Below are 24,586 nucleotides of genomic sequence, written 5' to 3' on the forward strand. Positions count from 1 at the left end.
TATTAACTTTTCATTAATAAATTGCTTTGCATTTTATAACTTTAGTAAATTAGATAAATATGGTATTATATTTATGAATAATTTTATATATGTGTCATTAAGGAGAAAAGATGAAAGATAATAATTTTATTAATGTATTAGGATATAAAGTATATAAAAATAAATTATCAGATGCATTAAGATATATTGATAAATATGAAAAGATTCATATTATATCTGGAAATCCAGAAGTATTATATAATGGTCTTCATAACAAGAAATTATTAGAAAATTTTAAAGGTGATAAAGCATTTATAATACCTGATGGTGTAGGTCTGCAAATAGCAGCTAAATATTTAAAAACTCCTGTTGAGGAAAAAATAGCAGGGATAGATTTAATGAAAGAAATAATTAAAAAGTGTTCAAAGGAGAATAAAGGGATATATTTATTAGGAACAAGTGATGAAAATCTTAATGCTTGTGTTGCAAACTTAATTGCTAAGTATCCTAAAGTTAATATTGTAGGATATAGAAATGGTTTTTTTGATTTAAATAAAGCAGATGAAATATTAAATGAAATAAAAGAAAAAAATCCATACGCAATTTTTGTTGCAATGGGTTGCCCAAGACAAGAAGAGTTTATAGCAAAATATATGGAAAAATTGCCGTGTAAAATCTTTATGGGAGTTGGCGGAAGCTTTGATGTTATTGCAGAAAAAGTCAATAGAGCTCCTAAATGGATGATAAAACTTGGTTTGGAATGGTTATATAGAGTTTCTAAGGAACCATGGAGAATAAAGAGGCTTGGTAGTATTCCTAAATTTTTATTACTCGTTGCTAAAAACAAAAAGGTGAAGTATGAGTAAGAATAGGATTTTTAAAGCAACTTTTATAGTAATGGCTATGACTATATTAAGTAGAATAATAGGTTTTGGTAGAGATATGTTAGCAGCATATCACTTTGGAGTAGAAGGTTCCTATGATATATATGTTGCTTCAGTTGCAATACCTGAGTCAGTATTTATGATAGTTGGTGTTGCAATATCAACTACCTTTATACCAATGTTAAGTGAAATTAAACATAATCAAAGTAAAGACGAGATGTTTAAATTTTCAAATAATGTTGTTACTATTTTAAGTATATTATCAATATTTGTAATTATCTTAGGATTAATTTTTACAAAGGAAATAGTTAATGTTTTTGTACCTAAGTTTACTAAAGAGCAGATTGAATTAACTATATTTTTGACTAGAATAACATTAATAAATATAGTTTTATTATGTGTTAACGCTTGTTTTGCTTCAATGCTACAAGTATGTGAGGATTTTATTGTTCCGTCATTGTTAGGATTATTCTTTAATCTTCCAATAATAGTATATTTAGCTTTTTTCGGAGAAGTAAGTATTGTTGGTTTAACTATTGCAAATGTATTAGGAAATTTATTAAGGGTATTAGTTCAAATTCCTTCATTATACAAACAAGGATATAAATTTAAGTTATATATCGATTTAAAAGATGAAAAACTTAGAAATATGATGACTTTAATACTTCCAGTTATAGTTGGAGCTGGAGCAAACTCAATTAATATGCTAGTAGATAAAAGCTTGGCATCAGGATTAACTACAGGTGCAATGGCTTCATTAGAGTATTCTCAAAGGATAGTCACATTTGCCAATACAGCAATAACAACATCAATAGTATCAGTAGTTTACCCTTTAATGGCAAACAGGTTGAATTCTGGAGATAATGATGGATTTATAAAATATTTAACTAAATCAATTATAATAATATGCTTATTTTTAGTTCCTATAACTTTTGGAATGTTATTTTTAAGTAAAGAAATAGTTGCAGTATTTTATGAAAGAGGAAAATTTGATTCAAGTGCTGTTATTTTAACTTCTATGGCACTACTTGGATATTCTTTGCAACTACCTTTTGCAGGTATAAGAGATATTTTAAATTCTTCATTATTTTCAATGAAAAAAACAAAACTTACTACAATTAATGGACTGATAGGTGTTATTATAAATATAATTTTAAGTATAATTTTATCTAAATACATAGGGGTGCTAGGTATAGCTACAGCTACATCGACTTCATCTTTAATAATAGCTTTGTTATTATTAAATTCAACTAGGAAGCTAGTTGGTGGCTTTAATGTAAAAGAAGTTATTATAAAGATTAGTAAGGTTATACTAAGCTCATCATTAATGATTTTAATTCTTTATTTTATAAATAATATATTAGGAATAGAAAGTTCTTTTACCATTATTTTAATCGATGGAAGTATTGGAGCAATATTATTTATGATTATGTGTAAAATTCTAAAAATAGAAGAATTTGATGAGGCTTTAAATATGATAAAGGGAAAATTTAAAAGGGAGGTTTAAACTAGTAAAATGAAAATATTATTTATTGCATGTTACTCACCATTAATTAACAACTCAGCATCAATTGAAACTCTTCAATATTTAAATAATTTAGCCAAAATTGAAGATAATACTATTCATTTATTAACAGTTAACTTTCCTTCAAATTCAATTTATTATGATGAACATATATTTAATATGTTAGATAAGAAAATTAAATTACATATAATTTCAGGTGGAAAGTTATTTGAAGCAATAATGCCGAGAAAAGCTCAAGAAACAGCAGTTGTTACTACTAGTTTAGGTAAGGCTAAAGTTAAAGGTGCTTTAAAAAAGATGAAAAAGATACTTGCAGTGCCAGATATGTATTTATATTGGGCTTTTAAGGCTAGTAAATATGGAATTGAACTTATGAAAAAGGAAAAGTTTGATGTTATGTTTTCTATGCATGAACCTCCATCTAGTCATATATGCGCATATAAAATTAAGAAAAAATTTCCTGGCCTTAAATGGATAACGTATTGGAGTGATCCTTGGCTTAAGGATTCTACAAGAGAAGGATCAAATTTAATAAGAAGAAACTTTGAAAAAAGTTACGAAAAAAATGTAATTTCTTTAGCTGATAAATATATTTTTGTTACAAATGCTAATAGGGAGGATTATATAGAAACATATAATATAAAAAGAGAAGATACTTATATTATAACAAGAGGCTATGATGAAAAAATATATTCAGATATAAAAGAAAATGAAAATCCAAAATTAATAGATAAGAATAAAATAAATATAGTTTATACTGGAGAAATCTTTTCAAAGCTTAGAAATATTAGACCATTTATTAATGTTATGCATAAACTTAAGCTGGAAAATAATAAGTTATATGAAAGTTTAAATATCCTTTTTTTTGGAAATATAGATGATGAAAATATAAAAAGTGAATTATCTAGTATAAGTAATGCGAAAGTATCAAATAGAATTCCTTATAGAGAAGCATTATCATATATGGTTAATGCTGATATATTATTACTTTTTGGCAACAAAAATTCAAAGCAAATACCAGCTAAAATATATGATTACTTTGGTTGTAATGGATATATTATAGTTATATTAGGTGATGAAAATGACCCTGTAATTGATGTAGTAAACAATTTAGATAAGTGCAGTATAGCATTAAATAATGAGCAAGACATCTATAAGTGTATTTGTAATTTGTCACAAAATATTTTAAGTGGAAGTAAATCAAACCAAATTAAAGAATATGAATGGGAAAATATATCTAAAAGATTAAATTCTATTTTAAAGGGGGAGTAGTTATGCACGTTATGTTTATACCATCCTGGTATCATAATAAAAGAAACCCCGTGCATGGAAGTTTTTTTAAAGAACAAGCGTTAGCACTTCAAGGGCGTGGAATAAAAATTACTATTGCTTATAACGAAATTTGGCCATTAACATTAGCTTTTAAGGTAAAAGAAAAAATGGGATTAAGTTATGATGTTGAAGAAGGCTTAAAAACATATAGATATAAAAATTTCAATTACCTTCCTAAAAATCCTCTGATGTTTAAAGTATTTAATATGAGATTAGAAAAGTTATATAAGGAAATAGTAAAAAAAGAAGGTAAAGTAGATTTAATACATTGTCAATCTTCATTTTGGGCAGGGATAAGTGCGAATTATATTTCCAAAAAGTATAATATACCATTAATAATTACTGAGCATTCTTCTTTAGAAAAAGCAGTGTATATAAAAGAAAGTTACAAACCTTTAATAAAAGAATCTTATTTGGAAGCGGATCAATTAATTGCTGTTGGTAATGGATTAAAGAAAGAAATATCAAAATTTTGTGGAAGAAAAGATATAAAGGTTATACATAACCTAATACCTATAGAGAATTTCTATTTAAGTAAAAATAAAAATAGTAATTTCACTTTCTTTTCATTAGCATTTTTAGAAGGTGAAAAAGGTATGGATACTCTTATAAGGTCATATGCTAAATACTTCAAAGGGATTGACTCTAAGCTTTTAATAGGTGGTGATGGAAGTCAAAAGGAGTTTTTAATTAAGCTCTGCGAGGATTTAAAAGTAAAAAATCAAGTGGAGTTTTTGGGAGCCTTATCTAGAAAAGAAGTTTCACATTATATGAGTAAATGTGATTCGTTTGTTTTAGCATCAAAATATGAAACATTTGGAGTTGTTTATATTGAAGCCTTAGCATCAGGAAAAGCTATAATAGGAACTTATAATGGTGGCGCTGAGGATATTATAAATTCTAAAAATGGATTAATTGTTAAAGTTGACGATGTTGATGAATTAGGAAATGCAATGAAATATATAATGAAAAATATTAATTCCTATAATGCAGAAGATATAAGAAGAGATTGTATATCAAAATTTTCTAAAGAAAAAATAACAAATGAAATACTAGAGATTTATGATTTAGTATTAGAAAAGAGAGGTTAATTATGTTGTTTAAAGATTATAATATAGATAAATTTATATTAGAATTATCTTCAGATGCGCCTTCTCCAGGAGGTGGAAGTACTGCTGCATTAGTTGCAGCTTTATCTAGTAGTTTAAATTCTATGGTTTATTCATTAACAATAGGCAAAAAGGTTTTTGAAAAACTAAGTGATAATGAAAAAAATAAGATGATTAAACTGCAAGAAGAAGCTAAAGAGTTTACTAAAAAAAACCAAAATTTCATGGAACAAGATAGAAATGATTTTTTAAGTTTAATGGATAGCTATAAATTATCTAAAGATAATGAAGAAGAGATTATAATAAGGAAAGAGAAAATTAAAGAAAACACCATTAAAGCAATGGAGACACCACTATTATTAGCAGAAGAGTGTATTAAGTTTTATGATAATATTGAATTTGCAATTAAATATGGTAATAAAAATTTGATTTCTGATGCTGGTGTTGCAACTGTTTTATTACATTCAGCAATAGAAAGTTCAATAATTAATGTAAAAGTTAATTTAAATTTCTTAAGAGAAGAAAAAAATTGTGAGGAAATAGAAAATAAATGTAAGAATATACTTAATGCTTCTTATATTAAAAAGTCTAACTTAATGAATGAAGTCGAAAATATGATATACCCTAAAAAAATATAGTCTCAAAAGAGACTATATTTTTTTAGGGTAATTCATTTAAAGATTTAAATTCATATCCTTGAGCTTTAAGTTCTTGAATTACAGTTTTTAATATTTTGGTATTTGTATCAGATACTGCGTGTAATAACATTATAGAACCTGGATGAGCTCCATTTACTATCTTTTTTACTGCAGCAGATTCTTCAGGCTGATTATCGACAAGCCAATCTTTATAAGCAAAACTCCAAAAAATTGTTTTATATCCTAAATCTTGAGTTTTCTTTAAAGAATTTTTAGAATACTTTCCCATCGGAGGTCTAAAGAATTTTGGCATGTCTTGTGAAGTTAATGTTTTAAATTCTTCTTCTACATCAGTGAATTCTTTTTTGAATTTTTCATTATCTAAAATACTAGCCATAGATGGATGATGCGAAGTATGGTTACAAACTAAATGTCCTTCATCTACCATCCTTTTAACTATTTCAGGTTGCTCCTTTATGTAAGGCTTAACTACAAAAAATGCAGCAGGAACTTGTTCATCTTTTAAAATATCTAAGATTTTAGGAGTATTGCCATTTTCATAGCCTTCATCAAAAGTTAAATATAGTACTTTTGAATTTGTATCACCTACATAATAGGCTCCAAAGTCGTTGAAAAAATCAGCAGACTCTTTAGGCGGTTCTGGGGTTTTACCTTTTTCTCTGTTTACAAAATACCAATTTAGCTCTAAATCATCAGAGGCTAGAGCATTAACAGGTATAAAAGATGAAGTAAAGATAATAATTAAAGATAGTATAAAAGTAGCAAAAATATTTATTTTTTTCATTAGTTCACCACCTTTGTATAAATAATATCTATTTCTATAAGTTGTCAATAAAAATAGAATTTTTAGTTGCAACTTATATAAATTTATTTTTATCTAAAATAAATCTTTTACACATAGAAATACAATGTATAAATGCTATTAATTACCGTTCATATATCTTTAGTTAATAAACTACATAATTAGCATTATTTCAGAAGGTAGAATTTTGAGAAAAAATAATATTTTACGAAAAAAATGAGAGAATGAAAGCTTTTTTACAATTTATATAATACTAATCAATATTCGTTTTTATTAAATTCTAAATTTATATTAAAACTTATATATATTGAAATAATTAATATTGTAGAGTATAATTTTAAGGATATGATTTAAGAGAAGAAAGGAATGTACATAGATGAATTTAGGAATAGTTGGTTTACCAAACGTAGGTAAAAGTACTTTATTTAATGCAATTACAAAAGCTGGAGCAGAGTCAGCAAACTATCCTTTTTGTACTATAGAGCCCAATGTTGGAGTAGTTAGTGTACCAGATAAAAGATTAGATGTTTTAGAAAAAATGTATAATACTAAAAAGAAGGTTTATACTGCAGTTGAATTTTATGATATAGCAGGACTTGTAAAAGGTGCTTCTAAAGGTGAAGGATTAGGAAATAAATTTTTATCTCATATAAGAGAGGTTTCTGCAATAGTTCATGTTGTAAGATGTTTTGACGATGGAAATGTTGTACACGTTGAAGGGTCAGTTGATCCAATAAGAGATATAGAAACTATAAACTTAGAACTTATATTTGCTGATTTAGAAGTTTTAGAAAGAAGAATGGAAAGATCAATTAAACAAGTTAGATCTGGAGATAAAAAAGCTAAGGAAGAATATGCTTTAATGGAAAAAGTTAAGGCTCATTTAGAGAAAAACTTACCTATAAGAACATTAGAAGTAACAGAAGAGGAAGAAGAATTAATAAAAGGATTATTCTTAATAACTTCAAAGCCAGTTCTTTATGCATGCAATATATCAGAAGATGATATGATGGAAGGTAACACAAATAATGAGTATGTTCAAAAAGTAAGAGCACATGCAGAAAGTGAAAATTCAGAAGTTGTTGTTGTTTGTGCAAAACTAGAAGAAGAACTATCAGGATTAGAAGAAGAAGAAAAACAAGAAATGTTAAGTGAATATGGCTTAACAGAATCAGGATTAGATAAACTTATAAGAGCTAGTTATAAATTATTAGGTTTAATAAGTTATTTAACAGCAGGAGTTCAAGAAGTAAGAGCTTGGACTATAAAAGAAGGAACAAAAGCACCACAAGCAGCTGGTAAGATACATTCAGATATAGAAAGAGGATTTATTAGAGCAGAAATAGTATCATATAATGATTTAGTAGAATGTGGTTCAGAAGCAGCAGCTAAGGAAAAGGGACTTTACAGATTAGAAGGTAAAGAATATGTTATGAAAGATGGAGATGTAGTAAACTTTAGATTTAATGTATAGCTACTTCTTAAAAAGGCTGATTTTGTATCAGCCTTTTTTATTTTCAAACTAATAATTACAAAAATTATAACTTTTTATTAATTATGTAAAATAAATTCTTAAAAAATCAAATAAGCCTTGAAGAATTGGTTTAAATTCTATAAAATAGTATTATAAAGTGGTTAAAAGTGGTTGAAAGTGGAGCGGATATATTATTATGAGGTAGGTGTAAAGATGTTTATAGGAGAATATCAACATGCAATAGATGCTAAAAATAGAATGATAGTCCCTGTAAAACTAAGAGAGGGGTTAGGTAGTAATTTTGTTATTACTAAAGGCTTAGATGGATGTCTTTACGCATATCCAATGGAAGAATGGAGAGCTCTAGAAGTTAAATTGAAATCTTTACCACTTACAAATAAAGATGCAAGAGCATTTGTTAGATTCTTTTTTTCAGGAGCCTGTGAAGTTGAAGTTGATAAACAAGGAAGAGGCTTAATTCCTCAAAATTTAAAGGAATATGCATGTATAGAAAAGGAAATAGTAAGTATAGGAGTATTAACTAGAGTTGAAATCTGGAGCAAAGAAAAATGGCAAGAATATAATGAATCAGATATAGATTTTGATTCTATTGCTGAAAAAATGAGCGATTTAGGAATATAAGGAGTAGTATTATGGAATTTAAACATGTATCGGTACTTTTAAATGAGTGCATAGAGGGATTAAATATCAAAGAAGATGGAATATATGTTGATGGAACACTTGGTGGTGGAGGTCATTCTTTAGAAATATTAAAAAAGTTATCTGAGAATGGAACTTTAATTGGGGTAGATCAGGACAAAGATGCACTTAAAGCAGCAGGAGAAAGGCTACAAAACTATAAAAATGTAAAGTTTGTTCATAGTAATTTTTATAATATTGATTCTATTTTGAATAATTTAGAAATTGAAAAAATAGATGGAATGCTGATGGACCTTGGTGTGTCATCTTATCAACTAGATGAGGGTGATAGAGGATTTAGCTATATGCAAGATGCACCTTTAGATATGAGAATGAATAGAGAAAACTCTTTATCTGCATATGAAGTTGTAAATGAGTATGCTGAAGAAGAAATTTATAGAATAATTAGAGATTATGGTGAAGAAAAGTTTGCTAAAAGGATTGCAAGATTTATAGTAGAAAATAGAGAAAATAAACCGATAGAAACTACCTTAGAGTTAGTGGAAATAATTAAAGCTGCTATACCTGCTAAGGCTAGAAGAGAAGGGCCGCATCCGGCAAAAAGAACTTTTCAAGCTATTAGAATAGAAGTAAATAGTGAATTATCTATACTAAATAAGGCCATTGAAGATGGTGTAAATAGATTAAACAAAGGTGGAAGAATGGCTATAATAACTTTCCATTCTTTAGAGGATAGAATAGTTAAACTAAAATTTAAGGAATTAGCAACATCGTGTACTTGTCCAAAAGAGTTTCCAATTTGTGTTTGTGGTGGGAAAGCAAAAGTTAAATTAATTAGTAGAAAGGCTATTGAACCCACAAAAGAAGAAGTAGAGGAAAATCCAAGAAGTAGAAGTGCTAAATTAAGGGTTATAGAGAGAATTTAAAAAAAGTTAAGTAAAATGTATGGGGGATGTAATAAAATGGTTGATAGAGAATATGATTATATAAGGGGTAATACAGTAACAACTCCAAAGAGAAAGTATAATGAGATAGACAAAAGAATAGAGAGAGAAAAACAAGAAAGAAAACAAAGAGAGCTACAAAGAAAAGAAAAGGCAGCAAAGAAGGCTATTGTAAAAAGTATATTACAAGTATCTTGTATTGCTTTAATATTAGGTGTTAGTACTATTGCAAGAGATGGCAAAGTTTATAGAATGCAAAATGATCTTTCAAAAGTAAAAAGTGAAATAAAGACTGTTACTGCGGAAGGAGAAGCATTGAGGGTAAACTTACTAAGATATTCATCACTAGCAGATATAAAAGATATAGCAAATAAATCAGGAATGAAAATTCCTGAAAAAAATGATTCAGTAGAAGTGGATTTAACTAAAAACTTTTTTGCTAACTTAGGGGAATAAACATAAGTTATAAAATAGTACACTTGCCAAGATAAAGAGTGTTAAGTTTACACTCGACATGTTTTTAAAAAATTACATGGAGGCATTGATGTGAATAAGAAGAATTATAGAGATAAAGCGCTAATGAAAAAAAGAATATCATTAGCGCTTACCGCATTAACGTGTTTATTTGCTCTTTTAATAATTAGACTCTCCTACATAATGATAGTTAAAAGAGGAGATTATTCAGCAAGAGCTGAAGAACAGTGGACAAGTGAAGTTAAAATTGATGCGAGAAGAGGCAGAATACTTGATAGGAATGGGGTAGAACTTGCAGTATCTGCAAATGTTTATAGAGTAGATTTTGACTTAAATTCAATAAGATCACATTTAAGGAAAGAAAATTTAACGAATGATTCCATAGCTCCTAAAATATCAGAAGCCTTAGAAATGGATGTAGAAAAAGTTTTAAAAAAGCTAAATACAAAGCTACCAAGTGGGGCTAATGCTGGTGCAGCAACATTAGTTAGAAGAATAGAAAAAGAACAGGCAGATAAAGTTAAAGATTTAAACATACCAGGAGTAATAGTATCTCCAGATACAAAAAGGTATTATCCAAATGGAAACTTTTTGGCCCATGTTTTAGGTAGTACTAATATTGATGGTCAAGGTTTAACTGGGGTAGAGTTACAGTATAATGATTATTTATCAGGTACTCCAGGACTTCGTATTTCAGAATTAGATAAGTATAATGATGAATTACCATATACAATATCCAAATTTACAGCTCCAGTAGATGGAAAGGATGTTACATTAACAATAGATGCTAATTTGCAGTCTTTTGCGGAGAAAATAGCTGAAAAAGGTTATAAAGATAACCAGGCAAAACAAGTTTCTATAATTATAATGAATCCTAATAATGGTGAAATATTAGCAATGGTAAATAAACCTGATTTTGATCCAAATAATCCATATGAAGGCGCAGAAAATTATGAAGGTTCAACTACAGGGGAAAAAGTTCAAAAAATGTGGAGAAATCATTTAGTAAATGATACTTTTGAACCAGGATCAATTTTTAAAGTTGTAACTATGATTGGAAACTTGGAAGAAGGTCTTGTTAAGGAGTCAGATACATTTACTTGTAACGGAAGTTTAAAGGTTGGTCCTCATACTATAAAATGTTGGAAAACGTCAGGTCATGGAACACAAATACTACCAGAAATACTTCAAAACTCATGTAACGTTGGATTTATGGAAATTGGTAAAAGAATAGGAAAAGAAAAGTTAAATGAGTATATAGCTAAATTAGGCTTTGGTAAAGTTAGTGGAGTTGACTTACCAGGAGAAGCAAAGGGAATTGTTAAGAAAACAGAAAATATTAATGAAGCTGATCTTGCAACAATTTCATTTGGTCAAACAAACACAGTAAATGCAATTCAATATATGACAGCATTCAATAGTATTGTAAATGGTGGAAAGTTAATCCAACCTCATATAATGAAGGAAGTTGCTTCTAAAGATGAAAATGGAAATGTCGTTGTTGATAAAACATTTGAACCAAAAGTAACAGAAGTTTTAAGTGAAGAAAATACTGTTATTTTAAGAGATTATTTAGAAAGAGTAGTTTCATATGGAGGTTCAAGCAAGGCTTACGTTGAAGGATATCATATTGCGGCTAAAACAGGAACAGCTCAAAAAGTTAATCCAAATGGTGGTGGATATGAATCAGGTAAATATATATCTTCCTTAGCAGGATTTGCACCAGCTGATGATCCACAAATTTCAGTGTTTATTTCTATAGATGAACCTGGGACAGGGACTTATTATGCAGGACAAATAGTAGCTCCACTTGCTAATGAATTATTTACAGATATATTTAATTATATGAACTCAGAAATATCAAAGGATGATATAGATAGTATTGTTAAAGATGTAGTTATTCCTGAAATAAGAGGACTTAAAATAGAAGAAGCAAAAAAAATATTAAAAGAATATAATTTAGAGTATAATATCGAAGGAAATGGGTCTATAATAACAAGTGTGAAGCCTTATCCAGGATACACAGTTAAAGAAAATTCTAAGATTAATATAGACACAGGAGACTCAGAGTCTTATAATAAAAATGTCGTTATGCCTGATTTAAGGGGGTACTCCTTAGAGTCTGCATCTAAAATCTTAAATGATTTAGGCATAAATTATACATTTGAAGGTGAAGGTGCAATAGTTAAGCAAAGTATTCCAAAGGGTGAAATGATAATAAAAGGAACGAATGTAAAACTTGTATTAAACGAAGAATATGGAGATTAATTTAGAATATCCCTTTACATTAGCATGTGGGACACTCACATGCTAAATTTTTATACAAAAGACATAGGGAGTTCTTTTTAGAATATTAAGGAGATGGTGAAATGAAGTTATTAGATTTATTAAAGGGAGTAGATTATAAATTATTAGAAGGAACAGTAGAAAAAGAAGTAGATCACATTCAATATGATAGTAGAAAAGTAAATGAAGGTGACTTATTCGTATGTCTTACGGGTTTCGAAGTTGATGGACATAATTATGCAAATAAAGCTATAGAAGCAGGGGCAAAAGTAATACTTTGTGAGAAAAAAATAGATATAAAAAGTAAAGATATAACAGTTGTTCTTGTTGAGGAAGGAAGAAAAGCGCTTGCTACGATGTCAGCAAATTATTATGGTCATCCAACAAAAGCTTTAAAATTAATAGGTGTTACAGGTACAAATGGTAAAACTACAACAGTATATTTACTAAAATCAATGCTTGAGAAAGCAGGGAAGAAAGTAGGTCTTGTTGGAACAATAGCTAATTATATTGGAGAAAATAAGCTTAAATCTGAAAGAACTACTCCTGAATCATTAGAACTTCAAAAATTATTTAAGGATATGGTAGATGCGAATTGTGAGTATTGTGTTATGGAGGTTTCATCACATTCATTACAGCTAGATAGAGTTTATGGTTGTGAGTTTGAAGTTGGAATATTTACAAACTTAACAAGAGATCATTTAGATTTCCATAAATCTTTTGATAATTATTACAATGCAAAATTTAAATTGTTTGAAAGAAGTAAAGCTTGCGTAATAAATGTTGATGATGATTTTGGATATAGAGTGTTAAAAGATGTTGAAAAATTAGAAAATAAGAAAATCAAAACTTATTCAATAAAAAATAATAGTGACTTTAAAGCATCAGATCTTATGTTAAAAGAAGGAGATATACATTTTAAAATAAATGGAGAAGAATTCAATTCAGTTTTACCAGGAGGATATAATGTATATAATGCTTTAGGTGCAGTAGGCGCAATGAGTATTTTAGGAATTAGCAATGAGTCAATAAGGAAAGGCTTATTAGATGTTGTTGTACCAGGTAGATGCGAAAGAATAGGTTATAAATATGACATACCTTATGACATAATAATAGATTTTGCGCATACTCCTGATGGATTAAAAAATATTTTAGAAACATTAAAAGGATTTACTAAAAATAGATTAATAGCTGTATATGGATGTGGTGGAGATAGAGATAAAGTAAAGAGAGCTGAACTTGGAAGGATTGGAACAGAACTTGCAGATTTAGCTATAATTACATCAGATAATCCTAGAGAAGAAGATCCGATGGCAATTATAAAAGAAATAGTTGCAGGTATTATAAAATCAAATTATTTAGCGATTGAAAATAGAGTGGAAGCAATTAAGCTTGCCCTTGGAATGGCTGAAGAAGGCGATGTAGTTGTTTTAGCTGGTAAGGGTCATGAAAATTATCAAATCACAAGTGAAGGTGTAATTCATTTTGATGAAAGAGAAGTAGTAGATGAAATTTTAATAAGTAAGAAGAAATAATTAGAGGTGGATGAATTGGAATTATCTTTAAATGAACTTTTAGAAGCCGTGAGTGGTGAATTAATAGTTAAAGGAAAAACTGATTTCAATAGAGTTTGTATTGATACAAGAAAAATAGAAAAGAACAATATATATTTTGCTATAAAAGGCGAAAGGTTTAATGGAAATAAATTTGTTGTGGAAGCTTTTTCAAAAGGAGCTTCTATATCAATAGTTGATGAAATATTATTTGATGTAAATAACACCCAAAATCTGCAAACAATAATAAAAGTTGAAGATACTGAGAAAGCTTTACTAAATCTTGCTCATTATTATAGAAAGAAGCTAGGTGTAAAAGTTGTTGGAGTTACTGGATCATGTGGAAAAACATCTACAAAGGACTTGATTGCTGCTTTTTTAAGCGAGAAATACAATGTCTTTAAGACTAAAGGAAATTTCAACAATCAAATAGGCTTGCCTCTTATGATTTTAGAACTTGATAATTCCATAGATGTAGCTGTTTTAGAGATGGGAATGAGTAACTTAGGTGAAATAGATGTTCTTGCAAATTGTGCAAGACCGGATATAGCAGTTATCACAAATATAGGATTATCTCATATAGAAAATTTAAAAACTCAAGAAAATATATTAAAAGCTAAGAGTGAAATATTTAATTATTTTGATGAAACAAACACTCTTATAATAAATGGAGAAGATGAAAATTTATTAAAAATAAAAGATAAGTGTTTTGAAATTCTAAAAATTGGTTATAATCATGAATATGATGTATGTGCATTTAATATTATACTAGAGGAAGATAAAACAACATTTACTGTTAAAGATAAAAATGAAGAGAGTATATTTACAATTCCTATGGCGGGGAAGCATAATATATTAAATTCAATGATTGCTATAGGGGTAGCTAAAAAATTAAATGTTACTTTTGATGAAATGAAAAAAGGTATAAAAAATTTAGAAGCTACATCAATGAGGCTACAAGTTATTAAGAAAAATAAAATAACAATTATAAATGATTGTTATAATGCTAGCCCGGATTCAATGAAATCTTCAATGGATGTACTTAGTACTTATAAAATAGGAAGAAAAATAGCTATACTTGGGACTATGAATGAATTAGGTGAAGAAGCTGTAAAGTCACATATCGAAGTAGGAAACTATGCTTTAAATAAAGTTGATTTATTAATAGCAATAGGAGAATACAAAGATTGTTTTAAAAAAGGATTTACAGAAGAAAATATCATTACTTTTACTACAAAAGAAGAATGTAGAGATAAATTAGATACTATAATAAAAGAAAATGATGTAGTTTTAGTAAAGGCTTCAAGAGGTATGAAGTTTGAAGATATAGTTAGTTCATTAGAAGAAGTCTCAATATAACGAAGGAGGTGAACTGCCTTTATAGGCAGGTACAATGGGGGATAAAATAATAGACATATTTACGTCTAACTTAACAATAGGGTTAGTATTAGCATTTATAGTATCATTAATACTGGGTCCTATAACTATACCAATGCTTAGAAGATTAAAGTTTGGTCAAAATATAAGAAAAGAAGGGCCTCAAAGCCATCTAAAAAAAGCAGGAACTCCAACTATAGGGGGAATTATATTTATAATTTCAACAGCAATAGTTATGGTGGTAATGAGATTTAGTCCTACAGATGAAGCAATGATTGCACTATATTCATTACTTGCTTTTGGATTTATAGGATTTTTAGATGATATTCTAAAGATTATAAAGAAACAAAATGAAGGATTAAAAGCATGGCAAAAAATGTTGCTATTAATCATTTTCTCAACTGCAATTGCAGTATATGGATATGTTAATTTAGGAACGGCTTTAAGAATACCATTTATAGATACAAAAATTCCACTTGGAATTCTTTATATTCCTTTTGTAATAGTATACTATGCTGGTGCGACAAATGCAGTAAATTTAACAGATGGATTAGATGGATTAGCATCTACTGTTAGTGTTTTAGTTTTAACATTTTTTGCAGTTATAGCATTTACAATGAAGCATGAATCATTAGCGGTATTTTCAATTGTATTAGCAGGAGGATTGTTAGGATTTTTAAAGTTTAATGCATATCCTGCAAAAGTGTTTATGGGTGACACTGGATCTTTAGCAATTGGAGGTGCAATAGCAACTATTGCATTGATTTTAGAATTACCTTTAATATTATTTATTGTTGGTGGAATATATGTATTTGAAACTTTATCAGTAATTTTACAAGTTTCATCATACAAGTTAAGAGGAAAAAGATTATTTAAAATGGCACCAATTCATCATCATTTTGAGCAAGTAGGATGGAGTGAAACGAAAATCGTTACAGTCTTTGCTATAGTAACTGTAATATTATGCTTTGTAGGATTTATAGCCCTTTAATCACTAGATTGGAGGAGTTTTATGAGAGAAAAAAAGCCAAAAGTAAGAATGGGCGAAATTGACTATTGTATATTTTATGCTGTTATATTATTATTAGCAATAGGGGTAATTATGATATATTCAGCAAGTTCATATTATGCTATGTTTAAAGAGGGCGATAGCATGCTATATTTAAAAAAGCAACTGATTTGGGCTATTACTGGGTTAGTAGTTATGGTGTTTATTGCCAGTATAGATTATCATAAGCTGAAAAAATTTACTCCTCATCTTTTAATTATAACTATACCGTTATTAGTAGCAGTATTTTTCTTTCCAGCAGTAAATGGGGCAAAGAGATGGATACAACTTGGACCATTATCTTTTCAACCATCTGAGCTTACTAAATATGTAGTAGTTTTATTTTTAGCAATGAGCTTAGATTTAAAGGGAGATGGGGTTAAAAAATTCTGGACTGGTATAGTACCATATTTAGGAGTTGCAGGTTTTTTCGCAGGTATGATATTATTAGAAAAAAACTTAAGTATAGCAGCTATTATAATGATAGTTACATTTATAATGTTATTTGTAGCAGGTGGGAGAATCCAAGATTTATTTGGGAAAGTTGCTCCAGTGTTATTAGTTGCTGTTATGTTTTTTATATTTGGAGAAGATTATAGAAGAGCAAGAATGCTTAACTTTTTAAATCCATGGAAAGATCCAGCTGGAGATGGTTATCAGTTGATTCAATCATTTTATGCATTAGGAGCTGGAGGAATAACAGGACTTGGTCTTGGACAGTCAAGACAAAAAACATTATATATGCCAGAACCACATAATGATTTTATTTTCTCTATTATAGGGGAAGAACTTGGGTTAATTGGATGTTTATTTATAGTTGCATTATTTGTATTCTTTGTTTGGAGGGGAATTAAAGTTGCCATGAAAGCCAAGGATACTTATGGAACACTTTTATCTATAGGAATAACATCTATAATTGCAGTTCAAGCTATTATTAATATTGCGGTTGTAACAGGATCAATGCCTGTAACTGGTGTACCAATGCCTTTTATTAGTTATGGTGGAACATCACTAGTAATAAATATGATGGCAATGGGAATACTTTTGAACATATCAAGGCAAGTACAAGGAAAAGAAGTATAACTATTAAATAAAAAAGAGTAGGATATTAATAAGATCTTTACTCTTTTTTTATTTAATAGTTAGTAAAGTATAATGTTTTAAAGAATAAGTTATATAAATTATTTACTACTTTTAAAATCAATATACGACTTTATACCTTCTTTTATACAGTTTTAATTTGTTATATACTGATAAATTTCAAGTTACATAATAAGGAAACTAATTAATACACTTTTTTGCAGTTATTAAAATAATTAAAAAAATATTAAATTATTATAAAAAATTTAAATTTAGTAAAAATAATAATGAAAAAATACCCAGAAAGTGATATTATTATAGTATGTCATTATATTATGTAAAAGTAGGGGAATTATGAATAATAAGTCGAATAAGTTTATAAGAAGAAAAAAGAGGAATAAAATAATTAAGAGATTAATATTGGGTTTATTTGTTATTATAGTCGGTATTATAATATTTATATATAAATCTCCAATTTTTAATTTAAAGAAAATAGATATAACTGGTTTAGTTACATTATCTAATGAGAGCTTACAAGAAAACTTGAAATATTATATAGGACAAAATATATTTACTATAGATTATAATGAAATAGAAAAAGAGCTAAAAGAAAATCCATATATAAAAGAAATTAAAGTTAATAAAAAGGGAATAAATTCTTTAAATATAAACATAAAAGAAAATAAAATTGCATATTATTTCGAAAGTGATGGAAAAATAAAAGCTATTAATAATGAAGGGGTAATAGTTGAAGAATTAGATAAAATGAATGATAGAAACTTAATTAAGCTAACAGGGATTGATTTATCTGGGAAAACCGTTGGAGATAAGATATCAGATAATATAAATATTCTAGATACCCTAGAAAAATTTTATAACATAATAGAAGTTATGCCACAAGAGTATATTTTTTCTCAAATAGAAATTGAAAATTTAAATAATATAGTATGTTATATAGGAAATATAGAAATAATGATTGGTGATAGTAGTGACTTGACGGATAAAATGAATTTAGCACTTAATGCTATTGAACAAGGAGTTATTTCAAAAGGTTATATTGATATGAGTTTTAATGGGCCAGCAGTTATAAAGCAAATTAACTAGATAAGGGGGAAACTATATGAAAAGAACTACATCACAAATATTTATAGCTATTGTTTGTGCGTTTCTCGGATTTTTGCTTGCACATCAATTTAAGCTGTTGAATGAAAAAAATAAAAGTAATATAGCAACGCAAAATTTAAATATAAATGCTGAGATAGAAGCTTTAAAGAAGGAAAAAGAAGAATTAGTTAAATCAAATAATAACTTGTCAGAGGAATTAAAACAATTAGAAGAAACAGCAGCTAAGGAAGGCGAAGTTGAAGCGGAAATAAAAAAACAACTTGACAGTTCAAGAATGAACTTAGGATTACTAGATGTAAAGGGGCCTGGTATAGTTATAACTATAACTTCTAAAAATAATATATTTGGATCAAATAATTCAACTTCAACTAGAATTATTAGTGAAGAAGAAATAGTTTATATAGTTAATTCTTTAAAATTCGCAAAAGCAGAGGCTATATCTGTAAATGACTATATAATTACTCCTCAAAGTGGTATTAAAAATTCAGGTAATTGGATTTGGGTAGGGACTGCTGGGAAAATAGATCCAAATGATAAGATAGTAATAAAGGCCATAGGTGATAAACAAATCTTAAAAAATGCAGTAACTTTTGTTGGAGTGCTAGAGTATGGTGCGCTGCAAAATTATAATAGTGAAGTAAAAGAAAGTGATGAAATTATTATAAATAAAACTACACAGTCTCTAAAAAGTGAATTTATTAGACCTGTGGATTAAAGGAGGGGGATTATATGATAGCATTTATAGGATTATTGATAGGTGTGCTTTTAGGTTTAATTTTAGACGTAAATATACCAGATACATTATCTCCCTATATGTCTGTTGCAATTTTAGCTTGCTTAGATTCTGTTTTTGGAGCAGTAAGAGCATCTTTATCAAAAAACTTTAAGTCAGATATATTTATTTCTGGTTTTTTTGGTAATGCAGCTTTAGCAGCAGGTCTTGCATACTTAGGAGATAAACTTGGAATTCCAATGTATATAGCAGCGGTTATTGTTTTTGGAGGTAGAATATTTGATAACTTTGCAGTTATAAGAAGACTATTAATTGAAAAGTTAAAATCTCGTAAACGAGGTGAATAAATGAAAAATATAAAGTCAGGATTTTTTATTTTAATAGCTACAATCATAACAGGATTTTTAATAATAAATAGTATTAATTTAAATAATACAGGAAGAAGCATCTCTTTAAATGCATTAGAATATAAAAATGCAGTAGAAGAAAGAAGTAAATTATATAAGGAAATAGAAAGCATAAAAAGTGAAAATATAGATTATAGATATAAAATAAGTAAATATAAAGGAAATGATCCTGAAAAAAAAGAAAAATTAGTGGAAGATATGAAAAGTCAACTAGTTGATTATGGATCTTTAAGTGGAATTGCATCAGTTAAAGGATCAGGATTAGTGATTAAGATAAAAGATGGAGATATAGATTTTAAATTTGATACTAATGAAGATATAGCAAGAAAAATATTGCATGATGCAGATATGGCAATGGTGCTAAACGAATTAAAAAATGCGGGTGCAGAAGCTATAGCTATAAATGATCATAGGATATTGCCTAATACTGGAGTTGCTTGTTTTTCAGCTGCTATAGGATTTGAAGATGAATCAAGTGTTTCTGCCCCATTTTATATTTATGCTATAGGTAATCCAGAAGAAATGAAGGCATATTTATTATCAGAGACTAGTTTTATACAAAAATTGCTTATAAGAAAGATAAGTGTAGAAATAGAAGTAAGGAATGAGATAATTGTTCCTGTTACAAAGCAAAGCGTAGAAGCAAGATATATGCAAAGATATGAAGAAAAATAAAATTTTATTAAAAAATATTTTAAAATTGAAGGAATTTAAGTTTTTTTGAAGAATATTTACAATGTGTAAATAACTTCTTTAGGAGGAAATGACTTGGATATAGAAGAAAATTTAATTAAATTAAAAAGAAGTTTACCTAAGGATGTCACACTAGTAGCAGTTTCAAAAACTAAGCCTATAGAAGATATAGAAATTGCGTATAAAACTGGTCAAAGAGATTTTGGAGAAAATAAAGTCCAAGAACTTATTGATAAAGAAGAATCTCTTGAAAAAGATATAAGATGGCATTTCATAGGAAGCTTACAAACTAATAAAGTAAAATATTTAGTTGGTAAAGTTTACTTAATACATTCTTTATCAAGTATTAAGCTATTAAAAAAGATAGAAAGCGAATTTTCTAAAAAAAATTGTATAGCGAATCTTTTAATTCAAATTAATATAGGTAAAGAAGAAAGTAAAAGTGGAATTTTTGAAGAAGAACTAAATGATTTGATAAATGAAATTAAAATCTGCAATTATTGCAAGATTAAAGGATTAATGGCCATAATTCCAAAAGGAAATGAAGATAAAAATAGATATTATTTTAGGAAAATGAAAAGTATATATGATGATTTAAGTAAAAAATCATATAACAATATTTCTATGGAGATTTTATCTATGGGAATGACAAATGATTATGAAATAGCTATTGAAGAAGGTTCTAACTTGATAAGAGTTGGAGAAGGAATATTTGGTAAAAGAAATGTAGTGGGAGGATTGAAGAATGGGTAATATGTTTGGAAAGTTTAGGGAAATAATTGGTCTTGGTGAATATGAGGATGATTTTGAAGATTTAGAAGATACTGAAGTAGAGGAAGAAGAAGTACAAGAGGAAATTGAGCCAATTATATCAAAGCAAAAAGGAAATAAAGTGGTAAATATTCATACTGCATCAACTGCTAAAGTAGTGGTAACAAAGCCTACTAATTATGATGATGCTAGAGAAATCGCAGATGCAATTAAAGCAAGAAAAATAGTTTTAGTTAATGCTACTACTTTAGAAACAAAAGTAGCACAAAGATTAGTAGATTTTATAAGTGGATCTTGTTATGTTTTAGGTGCTACTTTACAAGAAATTGAACAAAGGGTTTACTTATTATCACCTTCAAATGTAGAAGTTACAAATGAATTAAAAAATGAACTTAGTTCAAAGGCATTATTTAATTGGAACAAGTAGGAGGAGATTTAAATAGGAATAATATTTGCAGCAATAAATTTAATAACAAGAGTTTTAGAGATAACTATCTTTGCAGAAGTTATAATGTCTATTTTACCAAGTATTAGAGAAAATGATTTTTATAGGCTGATTGCATCATTTAATAGTCCGATATTAAAACCTTTTAGGATTTTACAAGATAAACTTTTAAGAAATAGTATGATTGATTTCTCACCGCTATTTGCTATTATGTTATTATCTTATATTAGGGTGTTATTTTAATGCTTAAAAAAGAAACAATATTAAAAAGTTTTAATGAAGATGATGCAAAGGATGCTATAAAAATATATGAAAAATATAAGATAGCTTATGAAAAAGACATAACTGTTTTTACAAATAGCTTTTATTCACCTAATATATGGAGCTTTTTTGAAAATTATTGTTGTAATAATGAAATTACATTTGAAGCAAATGGTTTCTTTGAAGAGTGTGAAAGAAGAATGATTTGTTTTAATAATTATTACAATGTTGATTATCCTATAAAAATATTGGAAATTAAGAACAAATCAAGTTTTTCTAATTTAAAGCATAAGGATTATTTAGGTTCAATTTTATCATTAGGAATTGAACGCAATAAATTAGGTGATATAATTGTAAAAGAAAATAAGGCATATTTGCCTGTTTTAGATGAAATAAGTGGTTATATAATAAGTAATTTATCTCATATTGGGAAATCCCCAATAGAGATAAAGGTTATAGATAATATTAGTGATATACCATCTGTTAATTTTGAAGAAATAGTTATTAATGTTTCTTCTTTACGAGCTGATAGTATTGTTGCAAAACTCTCCAACCTGTCAAGAGCAAAAGCTATTGAGCTTATAGATAGTGGCAAGGTTTTAATAAATTATGTAAAAGCAAAAGATAAAAGTCAAGACATTGTGAAAGACACTAGAATTACAATTAGAGGAATTGGAAAATTTATAATTGGAGATGTTATTGGCGGAACTAGAAGTGGTAAAAAGAGAATTGTAATTAAAAAATATATATAATGTGTAGAGGTGATTTTATGAAGCTTACTCCAATGGATATAAGTAACAAAGAATTTAAAAAGGGATTTAGAGGATACGATACTGATGAGGTTGATGAATTTATAAATGAAATTATAGAAAATTATGAAGAGCTTTATAAAGAAAATTCAAGATTAAAAGAAAATTTATCAAGAGTAAATGAAAAATTAGAACATTATGTTAAGATAGAAAATACTATTCAAAATACATTGCTATTGGCTCAAAATGCAGCTGAGCAAGCTAGAGAAGCATCTCAAAAAGAATCTGAAATGATTTTGAAAAATGCTAATGATGTAGCTAAGAAAATTTTAGATAAGGCTCATAACGATGTAGTTTCAATAAATGATGAATATGAGAAAGTTAAGCAAGAATTTGTAAAGTTTAGAGCTAAATTTAGAAACTTTATGAATGCTCAAACTGAAACTTTTGATGAATTAGAAAAAGATTTAACTAAAAATTATAATATTGCAGAGCCGTTACAAGAAGTAGCTGTAGAAAAAAGCATAGAACTATCCAGTAAAAACATAGAGGAATTAGAAGAAGTTTATACTGAGGATATGGACGAAATAAAGAGCTTTTTCGCTAAAAACTAATACATAAAATCCGTTTAATACGGATTTTTTATTTTTAATAAATTTTAAACTATTGAGTGTAATGTTTTAATGTATTATAATGTGTTAAGAATTATAATGAGTTAACAATTATGAAGAAAGTGGAGATTCGTATTAATGGATGAATTAATATTTAAAATAACTGAAGAAGAAAATATAGGACTTAGAATAGATAAATATTTATCTAATATTATAGAAGGAAAATCAAGATCATTTATACAAGGACTAATTGATTCAGGAGTTGTATTAGTAAATAATAAAGAAGTCAAGAGTAATTACAAATTGAGAAACCAAGATGAAATTATTGTAATTATGCCAGAACCAATTGAACTTGATGTTGAACCGGAGGATATAGATCTTAACATAATATATGAAGATGAAGATGTAATAGTTTTAAATAAATCGCAAGGAGTAGTTGTGCATCCAGCTCCAGGGAATTATAGTGGTACATTAGTAAATGGGTTACTTTATCACTGTAAGGATCTATCAGGTATTAATGGAGTTATACGACCAGGAATAGTTCATAGGATAGACAAAGATACATCTGGAATATTAGTTATTGCAAAAAATGATGATGCACATAATCATTTAGCTAAACAATTTAAAGATCATACTATTAAAAGAGAATATTATGCTTTAGTTGAAGGTAAGTTTAGTAAGATAGAAGGTACAGTAGATAAGTCTATAGGAAGAAATAAGAAAGATAGATTAAAAATGGCTATAGTGGAGGATGGTAAGAGAGCAGTAACTCACTATAATGTACTAGAACAATATAATAATGGAACTGCTTTAGTAAAATGTACTTTAGAAACTGGAAGGACACATCAAATAAGAGTGCATATGGCTTCAATTGGTCATCCTTTAGTAGGAGATCCTTTGTATGGTAATAAAAAGCAAAAATTTAAATTACAAGGGCAAGTATTGCATGCGAAAACATTAGGATTTATTCATCCAAGAAGTAATGAGTATATGGAGTTTGATTCAGACTTACCTAAATATTATTTAGAACTATTAGAAAATATAAGAAAATAGAGGTGGATTAAATGAAATTAAAAGCAAATTTGCTAGATGACAAAGCTATTAAAAGAACCTTAATAAGAATATCTCATGAAATAATAGAAAAAAATAAGGGTGTAGAAAACGTAGTTTTAGTAGGTATTAAAAGAAGAGGATATCCTTTAGCAGAAAGAATTGCAAAAAATATAGAAAGTATTGAAGGAGTAAAAGTTCCTGTTGGTTATGTAGATATAACTTTATATAGAGACGATATTACAGAGATAAAAGACACACCAAGAGTAAATAATATTGACTTAGGGGTAGAGGTTATAGGTAAAAAGGTTATCTTGGTAGATGATGTTTTATATACTTGTAGAACAGTAAGGGCAGCAATTGATGCTATAATTGACTCTGGAAGACCAGAACAAATTCAACTTGCTGTATTAATAGATAGAGGTCATAAAGAACTACCAATTAGAGCTGACTACGTAGGAAAGAATCTTCCTACGGCTAAGAGTGAAATAATAGCAGTTGAAATAGCAGAAATCGATGGAAATGATTCAGTAAAAATTTACGAAGGAAAATAGA

26 protein-coding genes are annotated in these 24,586 nt (G+C 27.9%); 25 read left to right on the top strand and 1 reads right to left on the bottom strand.

The window, feature by feature from the left end:
• Window positions 1-110 precede the first annotated feature (110 nt).
• The 5 genes from NSA50_RS01365 to NSA50_RS01385 are packed head-to-tail and all read left to right on the top strand — an operon-like array spanning window position 111 to window position 5,467.
• Window positions 111-845, top strand: coding sequence for a WecB/TagA/CpsF family glycosyltransferase (locus tag NSA50_RS01365; protein ID WP_257442374.1), 735 nt, complete (start codon window positions 111-113; stop codon window positions 843-845).
• Window positions 838-2,370 (top strand): murein biosynthesis integral membrane protein MurJ, encoded by a 1,533-nt coding sequence (murJ, locus tag NSA50_RS01370; protein ID WP_257442376.1) that lies wholly within the window; start codon window positions 838-840, stop codon window positions 2,368-2,370. The genes NSA50_RS01365 and murJ overlap by 8 nt, the downstream gene beginning before the upstream one ends.
• A gap of 9 nt (window positions 2,371-2,379) precedes the next feature.
• Window positions 2,380-3,660: a glycosyltransferase gene (locus NSA50_RS01375; RefSeq protein WP_257442377.1), complete on the top strand. Its 1,281-nt coding sequence runs from the start codon at window positions 2,380-2,382 to the stop codon at window positions 3,658-3,660.
• A 2-nt stretch (window positions 3,661-3,662) separates the two neighbouring features.
• Entirely contained in the window at window positions 3,663-4,811 is a 1,149-nt protein-coding gene (locus tag NSA50_RS01380) for a glycosyltransferase (protein ID WP_257442379.1), read from the top strand.
• Window positions 4,812-4,813: 2 nt separating this feature from the next.
• Entirely contained in the window at window positions 4,814-5,467 is a 654-nt protein-coding gene (locus NSA50_RS01385) for a cyclodeaminase/cyclohydrolase family protein (RefSeq protein WP_257442381.1), read from the top strand.
• Between the two features lie 22 nt (window positions 5,468-5,489).
• On the opposite strand, the gene pdaA is transcribed toward NSA50_RS01385, so the two are convergent.
• Window positions 5,490-6,272 carry a delta-lactam-biosynthetic de-N-acetylase gene (gene pdaA, locus NSA50_RS01390; protein WP_195264038.1) on the bottom strand — a complete coding sequence of 261 codons (783 nt, stop codon included), beginning with the start codon at window positions 6,270-6,272 and terminating at the stop codon, window positions 5,490-5,492.
• Window positions 6,273-6,666: 394 nt separating this feature from the next.
• Here pdaA and ychF point away from each other — a divergent pair, with 394 nt between their 5' ends.
• The 20 genes from ychF (at window position 6,667) to pyrR (ending at window position 24,585) form a co-directional block, all read left to right on the top strand.
• A complete protein-coding gene (gene ychF, locus NSA50_RS01395) occupies window positions 6,667-7,764 on the top strand; it encodes a redox-regulated ATPase YchF (RefSeq protein WP_195264039.1) in 1,098 nt (365 codons plus the stop codon).
• Between the two features lie 213 nt (window positions 7,765-7,977).
• A complete protein-coding gene (gene mraZ / locus NSA50_RS01400) occupies window positions 7,978-8,406 on the top strand; it encodes a division/cell wall cluster transcriptional repressor MraZ (RefSeq protein ID WP_195264040.1) in 429 nt (142 codons plus the stop codon).
• An 11-nt stretch (window positions 8,407-8,417) separates the two neighbouring features.
• Entirely contained in the window at window positions 8,418-9,350 is a 933-nt protein-coding gene (gene rsmH, locus NSA50_RS01405) for a 16S rRNA (cytosine(1402)-N(4))-methyltransferase RsmH (RefSeq protein ID WP_195264041.1), read from the top strand.
• Between the two features lie 36 nt (window positions 9,351-9,386).
• Window positions 9,387-9,824, top strand: coding sequence for a cell division protein FtsL (locus tag NSA50_RS01410; RefSeq protein ID WP_195264042.1), 438 nt, complete (start codon window positions 9,387-9,389; stop codon window positions 9,822-9,824).
• Window positions 9,825-9,914: 90 nt separating this feature from the next.
• Complete coding sequence (locus NSA50_RS01415; RefSeq protein WP_257442387.1) at window positions 9,915-12,110, top strand: stage V sporulation protein D; 2,196 nt, start codon at window positions 9,915-9,917, stop codon at window positions 12,108-12,110.
• A 101-nt stretch (window positions 12,111-12,211) separates the two neighbouring features.
• Window positions 12,212-13,663 (top strand): UDP-N-acetylmuramoyl-L-alanyl-D-glutamate--2,6-diaminopimelate ligase, encoded by a 1,452-nt coding sequence (locus NSA50_RS01420; RefSeq protein WP_257442389.1) that lies wholly within the window; start codon window positions 12,212-12,214, stop codon window positions 13,661-13,663.
• 15 nt (window positions 13,664-13,678) lie between these two features.
• Window positions 13,679-15,040, top strand: coding sequence for a UDP-N-acetylmuramoyl-tripeptide--D-alanyl-D-alanine ligase (locus NSA50_RS01425; protein ID WP_257442391.1), 1,362 nt, complete (start codon window positions 13,679-13,681; stop codon window positions 15,038-15,040).
• Window positions 15,041-15,074: 34 nt separating this feature from the next.
• A complete protein-coding gene (gene mraY, locus NSA50_RS01430; protein ID WP_195264046.1) occupies window positions 15,075-16,049 on the top strand; it encodes a phospho-N-acetylmuramoyl-pentapeptide-transferase in 975 nt (324 codons plus the stop codon).
• A 21-nt stretch (window positions 16,050-16,070) separates the two neighbouring features.
• A complete protein-coding gene (spoVE, locus tag NSA50_RS01435; protein WP_257442393.1) occupies window positions 16,071-17,189 on the top strand; it encodes a stage V sporulation protein E in 1,119 nt (372 codons plus the stop codon).
• A gap of 351 nt (window positions 17,190-17,540) precedes the next feature.
• Window positions 17,541-18,290 carry a cell division protein FtsQ/DivIB gene (locus tag NSA50_RS01440; protein ID WP_257442395.1) on the top strand — a complete coding sequence of 250 codons (750 nt, stop codon included), beginning with the start codon at window positions 17,541-17,543 and terminating at the stop codon, window positions 18,288-18,290.
• Window positions 18,291-18,306: 16 nt separating this feature from the next.
• Window positions 18,307-19,026, top strand: coding sequence for a DUF881 domain-containing protein (locus NSA50_RS01445; RefSeq protein ID WP_195264049.1), 720 nt, complete (start codon window positions 18,307-18,309; stop codon window positions 19,024-19,026).
• Between the two features lie 14 nt (window positions 19,027-19,040).
• On the top strand, window positions 19,041-19,391 hold the full coding sequence (locus NSA50_RS01450) for a small basic family protein (RefSeq protein WP_195264050.1): 351 nt from the start codon (window positions 19,041-19,043) through the stop codon (window positions 19,389-19,391).
• Window positions 19,392-20,126, top strand: coding sequence for a DUF881 domain-containing protein (locus NSA50_RS01455; protein ID WP_195264051.1), 735 nt, complete (start codon window positions 19,392-19,394; stop codon window positions 20,124-20,126).
• Window positions 20,127-20,219: 93 nt separating this feature from the next.
• The gene (locus NSA50_RS01460; protein WP_257442399.1) at window positions 20,220-20,897 is read left to right on the top strand and encodes a YggS family pyridoxal phosphate-dependent enzyme; all 678 of its coding nucleotides are present in this window, start codon (window positions 20,220-20,222) and stop codon (window positions 20,895-20,897) included.
• A complete protein-coding gene (locus NSA50_RS01465; RefSeq protein WP_257442401.1) occupies window positions 20,890-21,342 on the top strand; it encodes a cell division protein SepF in 453 nt (150 codons plus the stop codon). Before NSA50_RS01460 ends, NSA50_RS01465 begins: the two co-directional genes overlap by 8 nt.
• Window positions 21,343-21,384: 42 nt before the next feature.
• Window positions 21,385-21,603, top strand: a complete 219-nt coding sequence (locus NSA50_RS19910) for a YggT family protein (RefSeq protein ID WP_374940958.1) — start codon at window positions 21,385-21,387, stop codon at window positions 21,601-21,603.
• Window positions 21,603-22,373 (top strand): YlmH family RNA-binding protein, encoded by a 771-nt coding sequence (locus tag NSA50_RS01470; RefSeq protein WP_195428382.1) that lies wholly within the window; start codon window positions 21,603-21,605, stop codon window positions 22,371-22,373. The genes NSA50_RS19910 and NSA50_RS01470 overlap by 1 nt, the downstream gene beginning before the upstream one ends.
• Before the next feature lie 17 nt (window positions 22,374-22,390).
• Window positions 22,391-22,984 (top strand): DivIVA domain-containing protein, encoded by a 594-nt coding sequence (locus NSA50_RS01475; RefSeq protein ID WP_195264055.1) that lies wholly within the window; start codon window positions 22,391-22,393, stop codon window positions 22,982-22,984.
• A gap of 135 nt (window positions 22,985-23,119) precedes the next feature.
• Window positions 23,120-24,034, top strand: coding sequence for an RluA family pseudouridine synthase (locus tag NSA50_RS01480; RefSeq protein ID WP_257442405.1), 915 nt, complete (start codon window positions 23,120-23,122; stop codon window positions 24,032-24,034).
• Window positions 24,035-24,045: 11 nt separating this feature from the next.
• Window positions 24,046-24,585 carry a bifunctional pyr operon transcriptional regulator/uracil phosphoribosyltransferase PyrR gene (gene pyrR, locus NSA50_RS01485; protein ID WP_195264057.1) on the top strand — a complete coding sequence of 180 codons (540 nt, stop codon included), beginning with the start codon at window positions 24,046-24,048 and terminating at the stop codon, window positions 24,583-24,585.
• Window position 24,586: the final 1 nt, after the last annotated feature.

The organism is Clostridium mucosae (assembly GCF_024622765.1).
Classification (GTDB): Bacteria; Bacillota; Clostridia; order Clostridiales; family Clostridiaceae; genus Clostridium.